Origin of the sequence: Niveispirillum lacus (assembly GCF_002251795.1) — a bacterium.
Lineage (GTDB): Bacteria > Pseudomonadota > Alphaproteobacteria > Azospirillales > Azospirillaceae > Niveispirillum > Niveispirillum lacus.
Genome location: NZ_NOXU01000032.1, coordinates 467,693 through 483,875, shown reverse-complemented (window position 1 = coordinate 483,875; position 16,183 = coordinate 467,693). Strand labels below are relative to the sequence as shown.

Sequence of the window (16,183 nt, the reverse complement as noted above, 5' to 3'; positions counted from 1 at the left end):
TCGGTGCCCCGCCAATCACTCCGCTGCTTCCCTGACCGCCATCGTTTCCGCCCGGCTTGCCTCAATCGCGTGCCAGGCGGCGGCGATGTGGCTGCGCATCACGGAGCCGGCCCAGGCACCGTCGCGCACCTCAAAGGCGGAGACGATTTCCATATGGTGGCGCAGGCTGCGGCGCAGCGCTTCGGCGTTGTAGCGGTGGAAGGTGCGCAGGACCAGCGGCACCTCGACCACCTGCGCCATCATCAGGGACAGGCGCTGCGTGCCGGCGGCTTGCACAATCAGGCGGTGGAACTCGCCATTCGCCTCTGCAATCCGGGATAACGCGGCGGCTGTTGCCTTGGGTTCCAGCGCCAGCATCTCTTCGGCCAACTGCCGGAGCCGCGCCACCTGTTCCGGAGTGGCGCGTTCGGCGGCGCGTTCGACGGCGTAGCCCTCCAGCATGGCGCGCAGATCAAAGATTTCCTTGATCTCATCCAGCGACCAGTCGGCGACAAAGGCGCCGTGGTTGCGCATGAACTTCACCGCCCCTTCGGCATTCAACCGGCGCAGCGCCTCGCGGATGGGGGTGCGGCTGACGCCGATCAGATCGGCCAGCTCCCCTTCCTTCAGGTGCGCGCCGGGAGGGAATCGGCCGGCATGGATGGCGTCGCGGATTTCGGCATAGGCCTTTTCGACGGCATTGCTCATCGCTGCATGTCCTGGTGGCTTCCAACCCGGCGGAGTGACACTTGTTCTTAGCGCAAGGACGGGTGATCGCACCACCCATCCGTTCTGTCGGGCCGGTGCGTCGGGTAACCACATCCTGCGCCGCGTAGCTTTGGCAGCCACCGCGGCATTCGCGTCACATCCAATCGATAAAGTATACAATGTCATGCATCCGCGCTTGCCGAAAGCGGAATCTCATATAAGTTTTTGCTGAGGCGAGCGGGACGGCGACACGCCGGTCCAGCCCCGGAAAATCAATAAAATCCATGGAACAGCGGAGACAGGTGATCATGCGAAACGGTATTTCCTCGGCCCGCCTGCTGACCGGCACGGCCATATGTGCATCAATGATTGTATCCAATATGCCAGCGCAGGCGCAGAGCGCGCCGCCGGCAGGGGCCAACAGCGCCACCATGATCGAGGAAATCGTGGTCATCGCGCGCCAGCGCAACGAAACCGCGCGCGAGACGCCGGTGGCGGTGGCGGCGTTCACGTCGGAGACGATTGAGAAGGCGGGCATTTCCGGCCCGGCCGACTTCCTGGCCCTCACCCCCAATGTCAGCTTCCTGCAGACCACCAATGTCGGTGAAAGCCAGGTCCATATCCGTGGCGTCATTCAGCCGCGTGATGCCGAGCCGCCTTTTGCCTATGTCCTGGACGGGGTGCTGGTGCCCAACCCCAACGCCTTTAACCAGGAGATGGTGGATATTGAGCAGATCGAGGTGATCAAGGGTCCGTTGGGATCGATTTATGGCCGTAACGCCATCGGTGGTGCCATCCTGGTCAGCACCAAGAAGCCCGGCGATACGCCGGAAGGCCAGGTACAGGCCGGATACGAGTTCCGCGGCAATGAATATAAGGTCGGCGGTTATGTCGGTGGCCCGCTGGTGGAGAACAAGCTGTTCGCCCGCGTCACGGCCGTCCACAAGGATCGCAAGGGCTTTTACGACAATATCACCCTGAAGGAAAAGGAAGACCCCTTCACCGAAAGCTTGGTGCGGGGCCGTCTGGTCTATAAGGCGACGGAAGATATTGAGATCGACCTGTCGGCGGGCTATGGCGAGATCGACGGGTACGCCTTCAACTTCAATAACCAGACGGCTGGCACGCCCGGCTTTGTCACCGGTGTGGATATCCGGGACACCTCCATCCCCTATGCCGGCAATGTGCGCAGCTTCAACAATCAGGAACGTGTTGACCTGTCGGGCAAGGTGGATTGGAACAGTGAGGCGGGCACCCTCACTTTCACCGCCGCCTATCACGACCTGAAGGAGAATATGGGCGGCGAAGGTGCGGTGGACTTGGCCTTGTTTGGGGTGCCGTTCCCCGGTGGTCCAGCCCCGTCTGCCTTTTTCACCAATCCGGCTTTGATCGAAGGTTATGGGCCCACCCTGCGCGATGGTACGCAGTATCAGGAGCGTAATCAGGACGATACGTCCTTTGAACTGCGCTTTACCTCGCCCGGTGAGAACCGCCTGCGCTATATCGCCGGCGCCTATTATATCAAGTTCAACCGCGAGGTCGTGTTGAACCGCGGTAACGATTTGGGCCAGGGCGTGATTGTGCCTGATCCGCTGGGTGGTGCGGCAAACCCGGTCGTCGCCGTCACCTGGACTGACAATACCAACGAGGCCTGGGCGGTGTTCGGTCAGGTGGCCTATGACATCACGCCCGAACTCGAAATCTCGACCGCCATGCGGTACGACAAGGAAGATCGTGAGACCAAAAACCTGACGCCGGCTGCTTTCTCCCCGCTTCCCAATGTGACGGGTCTGGTCCGTTCGGACAAGTTTAGTGCCGCACAGCCGCGGGTGTCCTTGCGCTGGAAGGCGACGGAGGATGTGTCACTCTACGCCACCTATGGCGAGGGCTTCCGCTCCGGCGGTTTCAACCCGTTGGGCAGCCGTTTCAACATCATCAACACTGACGGTGTGCGCAACACCACCGTTCAGGATGCGTTCGGCAAGGAGACCTCGTCTTCTTATGAGGCGGGCGTGAAAAGCCGCCTGCTGGATGGCCGTCTGACCCTGAATGTCGCGGCCTTCAGCACGAAGGTGGAAAACGCCCAATATTTCCAGTTCTTCCCCTTCTCGCTGTCGCGCGTGATCTCCATTGTCGATCGCAACCAGATCCGGGGCTTCGAATTTGACGGTCAGGCACGCGTGGCCGAAGGGTTGGACCTGTTCTTCGGCTACGGCTATCTGGACAGCGAGATCAAGAAGAATGCCGAATTGCCGCAGACTGTCGGCAACCGCTTCCCGTTCACGGCCAAATATGACGCGATCCTGGGCGCCCAGTATACGGTACCGGTCTTTGCTGATTACGATATGTCGGCACGTGTGGAATATAACCGCACTGGCCCGATGTTCTATGACACGCTGAACACGCCCGGTACGGAACGGCCGGCCATTGATCTGGTCAATGTCCGGCTTGGTGTGGAAAACGAGACATGGAGCGCCACGCTCTATGCCCGCAACCTGTTTGACAAGCGCTACAATGTCGATGGCGTGGTGCTGGTCGTGCCCAACACCACCGTCTTCAACTTCACCACAAAGGCCCCGCCGCGCACGGTGGGTGTGGAGTTGAAGGCACGCTTCTGATCATCAAAGGGGCGGGGCCGGCGATCGGCCCCGCCCATCTTGTCAGAACTTGTACCCCGCCGTCAGGGTCCAGGTGCGCGGCTCCGCTACGGCGATGGCGGCGCTACTGGGGGCCGTGGTGAAGTAGCTTTCGTTGGTCAGGTTCTTGCCGGCCAAGGTCAGGCTCCAGCTCTCATTGTCGGACACAAGGGCGACGGACCCACTGACCAGACCCACCGTCTCTGTCCGGATCAGGTTGGCGACGGTGGAATAATAATCATCCTGATACTGGTAGCTGGCCGATAGCCGCACCCGTGCCTGATCCTGCCAGAAGGCAGGGGTTTCATAGGTGAAGCCGGTCTGGATGCTCCACGGTGAGAGCAGGGGCAGATGCTTGGCGCCCGAGGTGGCGCTGTCGGACAGGGGGTTCTTGGATTTGTACTGGTCGTCCATCAGGCCCAGATTGGCGAACAGATCCAGCCCTTCCGCCGCCTTCAGGGTCAGTTCCAGTTCCACACCGTCCACACGGGCATTGCCGATATTGCGAACGGCGAAGGAACCGGCGGCGACCTGTTCGGTCTGCTGCAAATCATACAGGTCGTTTCGATAGACGGAGAGGTTGGCCCGCAGCCGCCCCTCCAGGCCCGTGACCTTCAACCCACCCTCATAGGCCCAGACGGTCTGAGGATCATAGACGGTGCCGAATACCACGGGGTTGGCCACGGCCAGCCCATTGAAACCACCGGCTTTGAACCCGCGCGACACCGTGGCATAGGCAAAGACGTCGTCTGTGATCTTATAGTCCACCCCCAATTTCGGCGACCAGGCGCTGAAACTGGGTTCGCGCTTGACCGGGACCAGCGCGATGGCCGGGCCGGGCCCAAAGGGCAGATAGTTCTGGATGGTGCCATCCAGCTTCTTCTTGTCCTTGGTATAGCGCAGGCCGCCGGTCACGGACAGACGGTCATCCACCTGATAAGTCGCCTGGATAAAGGCGGCGTAGCTGTCGGTGGTGGTGTCGATGGTCTGCGGCAGGACGGGCATGGTGAAGAACTGGCCCAGTACCAACTGGTCCTTCAGTACCTGATGGCTTTCTTCGCGGAAGTAATACAGTCCCGTGATCCAGTTCAGCGTGCCGTCCAGCCCATCACCCTGGAACTGGAGTTCCTGGCTATATTGGTCGGTGCTGCCACGGCCATCCCGCACCAGACCGTTGGGACGGTAGCTGCCGTCGGGGTTGCGGATGCCGCCCGACAGGTCGAACGCGAAACCGTCCTGCGTACCGACAAAGGCAGAAATGGACCGCACCGTCACTTCGCCCCATTCGGCACTGATATCCAGCGATACTGCCGTCTGGTCGGTATAGCCATCGGGTTCGGCGGTCGACAGGCTGACATAGCGGGAACCGGCACGGGGGATGGCGTCGGTGGTGGAAACCGCGTTGGCCGCCAGGGTGGGGAAGGTGCCGGCAAAGCGGACGGGGATCAGGTTGGCCGGGCCGTCATTGCGGTCTTTGGTGTGGGTGACCGCCAGGGTGGCCTTCAGCCCCTCACGCCCATAGAAATGCAGCTTGCCGCGCAGGGCCAGATTCTCTTGCCCGAACACATCCTTGTTCAGGGCCTGATTATACACATAGCCGTCCTGGTCGCGGTACAGCACGGAAAGCGATGCGCCCAGCGCATTGTCAATGACGTCACCACCCCAGGAGGCGGCACCATAAACCAGATCCTGTGACCCGATACCGCCCTGAACCTCTGCCCATTCATCCTCCCCCGGCGTGCGGGTGACGATCTTGATGGCACCGGAGAAGGAGTTGCGGCCATAGAGCGTGCCCTGCGGCCCGCGCAGCACCTCGACCCGCTGAATATCGGCCAGTTCCATATTCGACCCGGCCAGACGGCCGCGATAGACGTCATCGACATAGAAGGCGACAGCGGATTCAGACGTGACCAGACCGCCTGACTGTTCCGTACCACCGCGCAGGCCCACCTGCAGGGTGGACCGGCTGGCCGTGACGGGCAGCATGGTCAGGCTGGGAACCAGGGCGGACAGATCCTCTGCACTACTGACATTCTGGGTGGCCAGGGCGTCGGCGTTCAGGGCCGTGACGGCGACGGGCGTCGTCTGGAGCGAGGTTTCGCGACGCTGGGCCGTCACGATAATCTCATCCAGCACCAGATTGTTGGTCTGCGAGAGCGCTGGGGGAGCGGTGGCAACGATGGTCGTGGCCAGGAGCAGCGAACGGCCGGTCTTGCGATTGGCGAACATCAGATATTGATCCTTGATCGAGTGGTCACATTACCGGCAGGTCACAGGACCATGCACACGGTTTTGATTTCCAAGTATTTTTCGATGGCTCCGGCCCCGCTTTCGCGGCCCCAGCCTGACTGTTTGAACCCACCGATGGGCAGCGCCACATCCCAGAACGAGTGACAGTTCACCCACACCGTACCGGCGCGGATATCGGATGAAAGGCGGTGTGCCGCCGACAGGTCCTGGGTCCAGACGCTCGCAGCCAGACCAAATTCGGTGTCATTGGCGGCGGCGACCACTTCTGCCACATCGTCGAACGGGGTGGCGACCACCACGGGGCCAAACACTTCTTCGCACATGATACGCGATGCAGGATCAGCATTGGTGATCACGGTCGGCTCGATGAAGGTGCCAGCGGGGCCTTTCTGCCCGCCGCCCGTCACCAGGGTGGCGCCATCGGCCACCGCCTGATCGATATAGGCCTTCACCCGGTCGGCCTGGCGCTTGCTGACCAGCGGCCCCATCTGTGTGTCTGGTGAGAGGCCGTGACCCAGGCGGGTGCTGCGGGCAATCGCCGCCACACCGGCCACCACCTTGTCAAAGATGGACCGGTGAGCATAAAGCCGCGACCCCGCCACACAGACCTGTCCGCCATTAAAGAAGATGGCATTGGCAGCCCCAGGGATGGCGGCATCCAGATCCGCATCCGGCATGATCACGACCGGCGACTTACCACCCAGTTCCAGGGTCACCTTCTTCAGATTGCCCCTGGCCCCGTCCAGGATGGCGCGGCCCGTCTGGGTGGAGCCGGTGAAGGCCACCTTATCGACATCCTTATGGGCGGCCAGCGCTGCCCCCACGACCGGGCCCAGCCCGGTCACGACATTGACCACGCCGGCCGGCACGCCCGCTTCTACCAACAGTTCCGCAAGGCGCAGGGCCGTCAGCGACGTTTCCTCCGCCGGTTTCAGGACCACCGTGCAGCCGGCGGCCAGCGCCGGTGCCAGTTTCATGGCATGCATGATCAAGGGCGAATTCCAGGGCGTGATGGCGGCCACCACACCCACCGGCTCCTTGGTGGTGAAGGCCGCGACCCGCTTGCCCACCGGCTGATAATTGATGCTGGATGGAATCGTGTCGCCCGTCACCTTGGTACACAGGCCGGCGAAGAACCGAAATTGTTCGGCAGCCATCGGGATTTCGGCCCAGCGCCCGACATAAAGCGCCTTGCCCTGGTCCAGCGTCTCCAACTCCGACAATTCTTCAATATGGGCATCAATCAGGTCGGCGATACGCCATAACAGGCGCGCACGCAGGGCTGGTGTCATCGATCGCCAGGCACCATCATCGAAGGCCGTGCGGGCGGCGGCCACGGCACGGTCGACATCCGCAGCATCGGCAGCGGCGATCTGGGCCAATACCTCGCCTGTCGCGGGATTGATGGTGGCCAAGGTGCCGCCGGCAACCGGGTCAACCCACTGCCCGCCGATCAGCAGTTGATGTCGGGGCTTCCTCAGCCATTCGCGGACAGTTTCCTGTACCGGCACAATGTTCTCGATCTGCATATCCCGTACTCCCAGTTTCGTCAGTGCTGCCTTTGGCCGGCGTTGTTGTTCTGGGAAACAATTGTGGGGAAGGAAACGGAGTGTGGCAGCGGCGATATCATCTTTATCCGCTGTGTGGCGATAAATGTAATTTTGGTCTGTTCTGCCTGAACACTGCGACAAATTTGTGCATCAACTGCCGGTTAGTCGTATGGCCACCTGGCGGATAACTGCCGCCGCCATTTTGGCGCGGGTTTCTTTCCGTGGCAGGCTGAAGAAACTTCAACCAACGAACCATGAGCGTCGACAGCTTTGCCGCAAGAGGGGAGTCCATGTCGAAAAACCGGGTATTGATGCCATTCCTGGCCACCGCCATCTGTGGGGCAAGCCTGTCCTGTTCCGCCGTTGCCCTGGCGGCGGGAGAGGGTTGGCGCAACCCGTCACTGTCGCCCGATGAACGGGCCCGGTTGCTGGATGCTGAACTGACGCTGGATGAACGGATCGGTCTGCTGCATGGGCCGATGGCACTGAGTTTTCCCGGCGGCCCGCCCCTTCCGGCGAGATCAGTGGGTGGCGCTGGCTTTATCCCTGGTGTGCCGCGTCTCGGCATTCCGGCGCTGACGGAAACAGACGCCAGCCTGGGCATCACCAATCCGGGCGAGGTGCGGCCGGGCGATACGGCGACGGCCCTGCCAGCCAGTGTGGCGCTGGCCGCCAGCTTCAATCCCAAACTCGCCTACGAAGGTGGGGCCATCATCGCCAAAGAGGCTGCGGCGCGCGGGTTCAACGTGCTGCTGGCCGGCGGCGTCAACTTGGCCCGCGATCCACGCAATGGCCGCAATTTTGAATATTTGGGGGAAGATCCGTGGCTGGCTGGCACGCTTGCGGGTGAAAGCATCAAGGCGATCCAAGACCAGAACATTATTTCTACCGTCAAGCATTTCAGCCTGAACGGGCAGGAAACGGGGCGCTTCTACGCCAATTCCATCATCCAGGAAGCCGCCCACCGCGAAAGCGATCTGCTGGCCTTCCAGATCGCCATCGAGAAGGGCCAGCCCGGCTCTGTCATGTGCGCCTATAACCTTGTGAATGGCGATTATTCCTGCGGCAACGACCATTTGCTGAATGGCGTGCTGAAGGGGGATTGGGGTTACAAGGGCTGGGTCATGTCAGACTGGGGAGCAGTCCACGCCACCGACTATGCCTTGAAGGGGCTGGACCAGCAGTCGGGTGAACAGTTGGACAGCCAAGTCTGGTTCGGTGAACCGCTGAAGCAGGCGGCGTTGGCCGGCACTGTGCCAGAGACGCGTCTGTCCGACATGTCCCGGCGTATCCTGCGCTCTATGTTTGCTGCCGGCTTGTTCGATGGTAAGCCGGTGAAGCCGCAGATTGATCCGGCCGCCCACGCTGCGGTGGCCAAGAAAGTGGCCGATGAAGGTATTGTTCTACTGGCCAACAAGGGCCTTCTGCCATTGAAGGGCGGGGCCGGGAAAAGGATCGTGGTCATCGGCGGCCATGCAGATGCCGGTGTGCTGTCGGGTGCCGGTTCGTCACAGGTGACGGCCACGGGCGGTAATGCCCGCGTCGTGCCGGTGGGTGGGGACGGACCCATGGCCATGTGGGGCCGACAGATATTCCATCCCTCTTCCCCGTTGAAGGCGCTGCGCGCGGTCCTGCCCGATGCCACCATCAGCTTCGCGGATGGTCGCTATCCGGCGGAAGCCGCCGCCGCCGCCAAGGCCGCCGATATCGCCATCGTCTTCGCCAACCAGTGGATGGCCGAGGCACTGGATGCCTACGACCTGTCGCTGCCCCAGGGCCAGGACGAAATGATCCAGGCGGTGGCCGCCGCCAATCCCAACAGCATCGTGGTCCTGCAAACGGGCGGCCCGGTCCTGATGCCCTGGCTGGACAAGGTGGGGGCGGTGGTCGCCGCCTGGTACAGCGGACAGAAGGGGGGTGAGTCCATCGCCGATGTGCTGACCGGCCGGGTCAATCCGTCGGGCCGCCTGCCAGTCACCTTCCCGGCCAGCCTGGACCAGTATCCGCGCCGTGATCTGCCGGGCTGGGGCCTGCCCAAGAAGCAGCAGTTCGACGTGGTCTATGAGGAAGGGGCCGATGTCGGCTATCGCCGCTTTGCCACCCTGGGCATGAAGCCGCTCTTTCCCTTCGGCCACGGCCTTTCCTACACGACCTTTGCCTATGACAAGCTGTCGGTGAAGGGTGGTGACACGCTGACCGTCAGTTTCCGGGTCACCAATACGGGCGCTGTCGCGGGCAAGGATGCGCCCCAGGTCTATCTGACCGGGGCCGGCGGGGTGAAGCTGCAGCGCCTGATCGGCTTTGACAAGGTTGACCTGAAGCCGGGTGAGACGCGCACCGTGACGCTGAAGGCCGATCCGCGCCTGCTGGCCAGCTTTGACGAAGCTGGACGCCAGTGGCGCATCGCGGGTGGCACGTACGAGGTCACTGTGGGCCCGACGGCAGAGAAGGCCGCATTGACCGGTACGGCCAAAATCAGCAAGCGGGTGATGAAACCCTGAGGGACGGAAAGGGCCGGCAACCTCTGGCCGGCCCTTTCTTTCTCACCGCGCCGACAGGTGCGTGATCGCCTCTTCAATCCCGATGACATCGGCATATTTGGCGTTCAGATCGAACAGGTTCGCCTCATGCACCCGTGCGTCTCGGTCGCCCACAGCCTCGCGCACCACCAGCGGCACAAAACCGTGCTGGCAGGCATCCAGGGCCGAGGCGCGGACGCAGCCGGACGTGGACAGGCCGGCAATCAGCAGCGTGTCGATGCCGCTGGCGGTCAAGGTGGAAGCCAGCGATGTGCCGAAAAAGGCGCTGGCATATTGTTTGGTGATCACGGGTTCCCCCGCTGCCGGCTCCAACCCCGTTGCGAAAGAGGCCCAATGCGGATGCAGACCGCGTTCAAAGCAGGAAAGCGCCTTGACCTTGCGGAAGAATACCCCGCCATCCACGCCACCGGGCGTGTAGGCAACATTGGTGTGAAATACCGGGACGCTAGCGGCCCGTGCCGCCGTCAGCAGCGTGACAGCGCCGGCCTGCGCCCCCTCCACCCCGGCATAAAGCGGGCAGGCCGGGTCCAGATAGGCATTGACGAAATCAATGATCAACAGGGCCGGGCGCTGGCCCCAACCCAGGCGGTTGCCAAAACCGGCCTGGGCATAATCGGCATTCAGATCAATGGCCATGATTGGCGACCCCTTTGGCAAAGAAAACGGCCTTTCCCGATACGCGACTGGAACGTCTGTGACCTGCCTGTTCGCTGCAACTGTCCGTCAGTTGAACAGGCCATGGGCGATCCGTTCGACAGGCGCACGCCAGGGGCCCGGCGATGGCGGTCATGGCTGATCATTTGTCAGACCCGGATCGACTGTCCAGCCACTGGACAAGGGCAGTGAAACTTTTAGCCGGCAGACTGGTTTGCGATTGCCTAGGCCGCCCTGCCTTGATCATAATGATACATCATTATACCAATTAGATTGACCTGGGGGCTTGCATGTCTGTCGATCGGTCAGAATTCAGGCAAGGCTGGAAGGTGGTGGCCGCTTCCGCCCTGGGCATTGGTACGGGGCTGTCGCCGATCCCTTTCTATACGACCGGCGTCTTTGTGGCGCCATTGTCGGCGGAATTCGGCTGGGGCGTGGATCAAATCATGTTCTCGCTGGTCATCATGACCTTTGGGGCCATGTTGGTCGGGCCGCTGGCTGGCATGGCGGCGGACCGGTTCGGAGTGCGCCGGGTCGTGCTGGTCTCGGTGCTGCTTTTTGGGGTGACGCTGGCAGGCTTTGCCCTGTCGAACGGGTCTTTGACCCTGTTTTATGTGAACTGGATGCTGATGTCGGCCCTGGGCGCGGGGACCTTGCCGATCACCTGGACACGGGCGGTCAATAACTGGTTCAACACCCATCGGGGTCTTGCCCTGGGCCTGTCCTTGTTGGGCACGGGCCTGTTCGGGGCGATGGCCAAACTCTATGCCAACTACCTGATCGGCGTCGTTGGCTGGCGCATGGCCTATGTCGGACTGGCGTTGCTGCCGCTGCTGCTGTCGCTGCCCGTGGCCTATTTCCTGTTCCGCGATGTGACGGACAAGGGCGCCGTCGATGCACCGGTCCAGGTCGCCCATCGTGGCCTCACCTTACGTCAGGCTTTGGGCACCTACCGGTTCTGGATATTGGCCATCGCCTTTGTGCCCATCGCCTTTGCCGTGGGCGGCCCGATCCCCAACCTGGAGAAAATCCTGGGGTCGAAAGGCATGGACCCGCAGCAGGCGGTACAGATTGCCAGTCTGATCGGTCCATCGGTGATTGCCGGCCGTCTGATTGGCGGCTGGCTGATCGACCGGTTCTGGGCGCCGGCGGTGGCCTTTGTGCTGCTCGCCCTGCCGGCATCGGCTTGTCTGCTGCTGACCGGTGATGGGGTGACCACACCATCCGCTGTTGCTGCGGTCCTGCTGATCGGATTTGCCGCGGGGGTGGAGTACGACATTCTGGCCTTCATGGTCAGCCGCTATTACGGCATGCGGGCCTATGGGGCCATCTACGGCATGATGTATGGCTTCTTTGCCTTGGGGGCGGGCTTTGGCCCTTTCACCTTCGGCCGACTGTTTGTGACCACGGGCACCTACGATAGCGCCTTGCTGGCTGGTGCCATCGCCTTGCTGGCGGGGGCAGCCCTGCTGCTGACCATGGGGCGCTACCCCGATCCCAACAGCCTGCCCGGCGACGAAACCCAGACATGACGCTGATAGCGGCTTCCGCATCGGTGAAAATCTGATAAAGATATAACAATAGATCATTTTGCGGCGGGCATCGACGCCGCCATGGGTAGGGGAAGATGGCCCGATCACTTGTCGAAAAACTCTGGGAACGGCACTGTGTCGCCGATCTGGGCGACGGGACGGACCTGCTTTACATCGACCGTGTGCTGCTGCATGAGCGGACCGGGTCCATGGCGCTGAAGGGGTTGAAGGAACAGGGGCGCACGGTGCGCCGTCCCGACCGGGCCTTTGTCTGCATGGACCATATTGTTGACACGCTGCCAGGGCGCGGTGATGCGACGGTCATGCCCGGTGGCACTGCCTTTATCCAGGAAACCCGCGCGGCAGCGGTCGAGGCCGGCATTCGGGTCTTTGATATTGGTGACCGCGGTCAGGGGATTGTGCATGTCGTGTCGCCCGAACAGGGCATTGCCCTGCCGGGGGCCACGATCGTGTGCCCCGACAGCCATACCTGTACGCAAGGGGGCTTGGGCGCGCTGGCCTGGGGGATCGGATCGACGGAGGCTGCGCATGCGCTGGCCACCCAGACACTGGTGGTCAAGCGGCCCCGAACGATGCGGGTGCGGTTCGAGGGAGCGCTCTCCCCCGGTGTGGGGGCGAAGGATATGGTCTTGCACCTGATCGCCGCTTATGGGGCTGGCGGTGGTGCCGGCTATGCCATTGAGTTTGCCGGATCCGCTGTCACGGCCCTGTCGGTGGAGGGGCGCATGACCCTGTGCAACATGGCGGTCGAATTCGCCGCCTGGACGGGTCTGGTGGCGCCGGATGCCAAGACCATCGACTGGGTCCAGGGTCGTCCCTTTGCGCCCAAAGGCGATTTATGGGATCGGGCTGTCGCCGACTGGCAGGAACTGGTGAGCGATGCGGAGGCGGTCTTCGACAAGGAGATCGTTCTGGATGCGCCCAGCATCGCCCCCACCGTCACCTGGGGCACCAGCCCGCAGCATGCCATACCGCTGACCGGTCATGTGCCCGATCCTGAGCGTGCGGCGGACGCCAACGCAGCCCAGGCGCAGCGCCGGGCGCTGGAATATATGGGCCTTCTGCCGGGCGACGCCCTGATCGGCCTGCCCATCAACGGAGCCTTTATCGGCAGTTGCACCAACAGTCGCCTGTCCGACCTGCGCGCTGCCGCCGCAGTGCTGAAGGGACGCAAGGTGGCAGCCGGCGTTCGCGCCATCTGTGTGCCCGGTTCCACGCCGGTGAAGGCGGCGGCAGAGGCCGAGGGCTTGCACCTGATCTTCCAGGCGGCTGGATTTGAATGGCGGGAGAGTGGCTGTTCCATGTGTTTCTTTGCCGGGGGCGAGCATTTTGGCAAAGGACAGCGGGTTGTGACCTCCACCAACCGCAATTTTGAAAATCGCCAGGGTCCGGGCACCCGTTCGCACCTTGCCAGCCCGGTGACGGTGGCGGCATCGGCCATTGCCGGCCATATCGCCGATCCGCGTCCGCTGCTGGGGGAGGCTTGATCCCATGGATAAGTTCACCCGACTGACCGGTGTGGCCGCCCCCCTGTTCCGCGCCAATGTCGATACCGACGCCATCATTCCGTCGCGCGAGATGAAGCGTGTGTCGAAGGAAGGGCTGGGGGAGGGCATGTTCGCCGACTGGCGCTACAGCGATGTGGCGGCGCGGGTGGAAAACCCTGATTTTGTGCTGAACCGCCTTGGCTACCGCAAGGCGCCAATCCTGCTGGCTGGTCCCAATTTCGGTTGTGGCTCGTCACGCGAACATGCCGTCTGGGCACTGCAGGATTATGGCATTCGCTGCGTTATTGCGCCCAGTTTCGGGGCCATCTTTCAGAGCAACTGTGTGCGCAATGGCATTCTGCCGCTGGTCCTGCCGGAACCGGCGGTGGCGGCCCTGGCCACGGCCGACCGGCCACAGACCCTGACCATTGATCTGGCGGCGCAAACTGTGCGCGTACCGGACGGGACCGAACTGCCATTCACCATCGCACCCGCCGACAAGGAAATGTTGCTGGAAGGGTTGGATGCTATCGGCATCACCCTGAAACGCTTGCCCGCCATCCAGGATTTCGAGGGCGGATACCGCGCCCGCTATCCCTGGCTTTTCTTCTGACCTTCAGCGTTCGAGGTTCTTCATGTCGCAGGACGACAAAGCCGCCGCATTACCCTTGGCCGGATTGAAGGTGGTGGAATTCACCCACATGGTCATGGGGCCGACGGTGGGCATGGTGCTCGGCGACCTGGGCGCCGATGTCGTGAAGGTGGAACCGGTCGGCGGCGACAATACACGCCGCCTGCTGGGGTCGGGTGCCGGTTACTTCCCCATGTATGGTCGCAACAAGCGCAGCCTGTCGGTCGATCTGAAATCCCCGGAAGGAAAACAGGTTGCCTTGGACCTGATCGACAAGGCCGATGTCCTGATCGAGAATTTCCGCCCCGGTGCCATGGATGCCCTGGGGTTCGGGGAAGAGGCGGTGAAGGCGCGCAATCCCGGCCTGATTTATTGTTCGGCCAAAGGTTTTCTGTCCGGCCCTTATGAACATCGTGCGGCCCTGGATGAGGTGGCACAGATGATGGGCGGGCTTGCCTATATGACCGGACCGCCGGGCCGCCCCTTGCGCGCCGGTGCCTCGGTCATCGACGTAATCGGCGGTCTGTTCGGGGTCATCGGCGTGCTGGCTGCCCTGATCCAGCGCGGCACCCTGGGCCGGGGACAGACGGTGAAGTCGGCTCTGTTCGAGAATTGCGTGTTCCTGGTGGGACAGCATATGGCCCAATATGTGGTCACCGGTACGGCCGCACGGCCCATGCCGGTGCGCATTTCCGCCTGGGCCGTCTATGACCAGTTCCAGACCAAGGATGAACAGACGGTCTTTGCCGGGGTGGTCACCGACGGGCAATGGGCTGGCTTCTGCAAAGCCTTCGGTTTGGACGATTTCGCTGCGGATGAGACGCTGGCCAGGAATAACGGGCGGGTCCAGGCCCGCGACCGCATCATTCCGCGCGTGCAGGAGCTGTTCAGAACCTTCACCAAGGCCGAGCTGCTGGCGCGTCTGGAAGAAATCGGGCTACCGTTTGCCCCCATCAACCGACCGGAGGACCTGTTCGACGATGCACATCTGGCGGCGTCGGGCGGTTTGCTGGACCTGCATCTGCCCGACGATCAGCGTCTGATCCGCCTGCCCGCCCTGCCGGTTGAAATTGATGGTCACCGTCCCGCGCTTCAGCATGACCTGGCCAAGCCTGGTCAGCATACGACCGATGTGCTGAGCGAGTTGGGCTATGACCGGTCCCGCATCGCCGACCTTTTGGCGCGCGGTCTGGTCGTGCAGGCGGAGGGATGACCCATGTCCGGCAGCTTTATCGAAATCTCCGAGGTTGGTCCCCGCGACGGTCTGCAATCCATCTCCCCAATTATGCCGACCGAGGCGAAGAAGGCCTGGATCGCGGCAGAGGCGGCGGCTGGCGTGCGGGAGATTGAGGTCGGGTCCTTCGTACCGGCCAAAATCCTGCCGCAACTCGCCGACACGGCCGAACTGGTCGCCTTTGCCCGTACCATCCCTGGCCTGACCGTGGCGGTGCTGGTCCCCAACCTGAAAGGGGCAGAGGCCGCCGTGGCGGCGGGCGCCCACAAGATCACCATCCCCCTGTCGGTCAGCGAGACCCACAGCCTGCGCAATGTAAGGCGCACGCATGCGCAAATGCTGGAGGAGACAGCCGCCATCGCCGCCTTGATCCAGGCGCAGCCCGAGGGCCGCCGACCGAAGTTTGAGGGCGGCCTGTCCACGGCCTTCGGTTGCACCCTGGAAGGGGTGGTACCAGAAGCCAAGGTGCTGGAGATTGCCGAGGCGTTGATGAAGGCCGGCTGTGACGAGGTCGGCCTGTCCGACACGACCGGTTACGCCAACCCGGCCCAGGTCAAGCGTCTGATCCGCGCGGTGCGCAGCGTGGTGGGCGACCATGCCTGTGCCGGTGTGCATCTGCATAATACGCGCGGCCTGGGTCTGGCCAATGCGCTGGCGGCGCTGGATGAAGGGATCACGACGCTGGACGCGTCCTTGGGCGGCATCGGCGGTTGCCCCTTCGCGCCCGGTGCCTCGGGCAATATCGTCACCGAAGACCTCGCCTTCATGCTGGCCGCCATGGGCTATGAGACGGGCGTGGATCTGGAAAAGCTGCTGGCGGTGCGGGACGTGGTCAAGGCCGCCCTGCCGGACACAGAACTGTACGGTTTCACGCCGGATGCTGGGCTGCCGAAGGGGTTCAGCGGGGCGTGGGGGCTCTGATCTTCAACGCGCCTTTTGGCTCAGCGCAGGCTGGCAGCAC

11 protein-coding genes are annotated in these 16,183 nt (G+C 62.7%); 7 read left to right on the top strand and 4 right to left on the bottom strand.

Annotation, left to right across the window (positions count from 1 at the left end; genetic code table 11):
* Nucleotides 1-15: 15 nt before the first annotated feature.
* A complete protein-coding gene (locus CHU95_RS21190) occupies nt 16-687 on the bottom strand; it encodes a GntR family transcriptional regulator (protein WP_094458337.1) in 672 nt (223 codons plus the stop codon).
* Nucleotides 688-995: 308 nt separating this feature from the next.
* Here CHU95_RS21190 and CHU95_RS21185 point away from each other — a divergent pair, with 308 nt between their 5' ends.
* Nucleotides 996-3,305: a TonB-dependent receptor gene (locus CHU95_RS21185; protein WP_165772294.1), complete on the top strand. Its 2,310-nt coding sequence runs from the start codon at nt 996-998 to the stop codon at nt 3,303-3,305.
* A 42-nt stretch (nt 3,306-3,347) separates the two neighbouring features.
* On the opposite strand, the gene CHU95_RS21180 is transcribed toward CHU95_RS21185, so the two are convergent.
* Both CHU95_RS21180 and CHU95_RS21175 read right to left on the bottom strand, forming a co-directional pair.
* Nucleotides 3,348-5,552 (bottom strand): TonB-dependent receptor, encoded by a 2,205-nt coding sequence (locus tag CHU95_RS21180; RefSeq protein ID WP_094458335.1) that lies wholly within the window; start codon nt 5,550-5,552, stop codon nt 3,348-3,350.
* A gap of 41 nt (nt 5,553-5,593) precedes the next feature.
* Nucleotides 5,594-7,102, bottom strand: a complete 1,509-nt coding sequence (locus CHU95_RS21175) for an aldehyde dehydrogenase family protein (RefSeq protein WP_094458334.1) — start codon at nt 7,100-7,102, stop codon at nt 5,594-5,596.
* 311 nt (nt 7,103-7,413) lie between these two features.
* On the opposite strand from CHU95_RS21175, the gene CHU95_RS21170 reads away from it, so the two are divergent.
* Entirely contained in the window at nt 7,414-9,624 is a 2,211-nt protein-coding gene (locus CHU95_RS21170) for a beta-glucosidase (RefSeq protein ID WP_245838437.1), read from the top strand.
* Nucleotides 9,625-9,666: 42 nt separating this feature from the next.
* Here CHU95_RS21170 and CHU95_RS21165 read toward each other — a convergent pair whose 3' ends face one another.
* Nucleotides 9,667-10,299, bottom strand: coding sequence for an isochorismatase family protein (locus CHU95_RS21165; RefSeq protein WP_094458333.1), 633 nt, complete (start codon nt 10,297-10,299; stop codon nt 9,667-9,669).
* Between the two features lie 308 nt (nt 10,300-10,607).
* On the opposite strand from CHU95_RS21165, the gene CHU95_RS21160 reads away from it, so the two are divergent.
* From CHU95_RS21160 to CHU95_RS21140, 5 genes are all read left to right on the top strand, one after another.
* On the top strand, nt 10,608-11,849 hold the full coding sequence (locus CHU95_RS21160) for an MFS transporter (protein ID WP_094458332.1): 1,242 nt from the start codon (nt 10,608-10,610) through the stop codon (nt 11,847-11,849).
* A 95-nt stretch (nt 11,850-11,944) separates the two neighbouring features.
* Nucleotides 11,945-13,357, top strand: a complete 1,413-nt coding sequence (gene leuC, locus CHU95_RS21155) for a 3-isopropylmalate dehydratase large subunit (protein ID WP_094458331.1) — start codon at nt 11,945-11,947, stop codon at nt 13,355-13,357.
* Nucleotides 13,358-13,361: 4 nt separating this feature from the next.
* Nucleotides 13,362-13,970 carry a 3-isopropylmalate dehydratase small subunit gene (gene leuD / locus CHU95_RS21150; protein ID WP_094458330.1) on the top strand — a complete coding sequence of 203 codons (609 nt, stop codon included), beginning with the start codon at nt 13,362-13,364 and terminating at the stop codon, nt 13,968-13,970.
* A 22-nt stretch (nt 13,971-13,992) separates the two neighbouring features.
* Nucleotides 13,993-15,201 carry a CaiB/BaiF CoA transferase family protein gene (locus CHU95_RS21145; protein WP_094458329.1) on the top strand — a complete coding sequence of 403 codons (1,209 nt, stop codon included), beginning with the start codon at nt 13,993-13,995 and terminating at the stop codon, nt 15,199-15,201.
* A gap of 3 nt (nt 15,202-15,204) precedes the next feature.
* Nucleotides 15,205-16,143 (top strand): hydroxymethylglutaryl-CoA lyase, encoded by a 939-nt coding sequence (locus tag CHU95_RS21140; RefSeq protein WP_094458328.1) that lies wholly within the window; start codon nt 15,205-15,207, stop codon nt 16,141-16,143.
* Nucleotides 16,144-16,183 lie beyond the last annotated feature (40 nt).

Excerpts from the sequence above, each read along its gene's own strand:
- CHU95_RS21190 (WP_094458337.1), bottom strand. The coding sequence starts at position 687 with ATGAGCAATGCCGTCGAAAAGGCCTATGCCGAAATCCGCGACGCCATC.
- CHU95_RS21185 (WP_165772294.1), top strand. The coding sequence starts at position 996 with ATGCGAAACGGTATTTCCTCGGCCCGCCTGCTGACCGGCACGGCCATA.
- CHU95_RS21180 (WP_094458335.1), bottom strand. The coding sequence starts at position 5,552 with ATGTTCGCCAATCGCAAGACCGGCCGTTCGCTGCTCCTGGCCACGACC.
- CHU95_RS21175 (WP_094458334.1), bottom strand. The coding sequence starts at position 7,102 with ATGCAGATCGAGAACATTGTGCCGGTACAGGAAACTGTCCGCGAATGG.
- CHU95_RS21170 (WP_245838437.1), top strand. The coding sequence starts at position 7,414 with ATGTCGAAAAACCGGGTATTGATGCCATTCCTGGCCACCGCCATCTGT.
- CHU95_RS21165 (WP_094458333.1), bottom strand. The coding sequence starts at position 10,299 with ATGGCCATTGATCTGAATGCCGATTATGCCCAGGCCGGTTTTGGCAAC.
- CHU95_RS21160 (WP_094458332.1), top strand. The coding sequence starts at position 10,608 with ATGTCTGTCGATCGGTCAGAATTCAGGCAAGGCTGGAAGGTGGTGGCC.
- leuC (WP_094458331.1), top strand. The coding sequence starts at position 11,945 with ATGGCCCGATCACTTGTCGAAAAACTCTGGGAACGGCACTGTGTCGCC.
- leuD (WP_094458330.1), top strand. The coding sequence starts at position 13,362 with ATGGATAAGTTCACCCGACTGACCGGTGTGGCCGCCCCCCTGTTCCGC.
- CHU95_RS21145 (WP_094458329.1), top strand. The coding sequence starts at position 13,993 with ATGTCGCAGGACGACAAAGCCGCCGCATTACCCTTGGCCGGATTGAAG.
- CHU95_RS21140 (WP_094458328.1), top strand. The coding sequence starts at position 15,205 with ATGTCCGGCAGCTTTATCGAAATCTCCGAGGTTGGTCCCCGCGACGGT.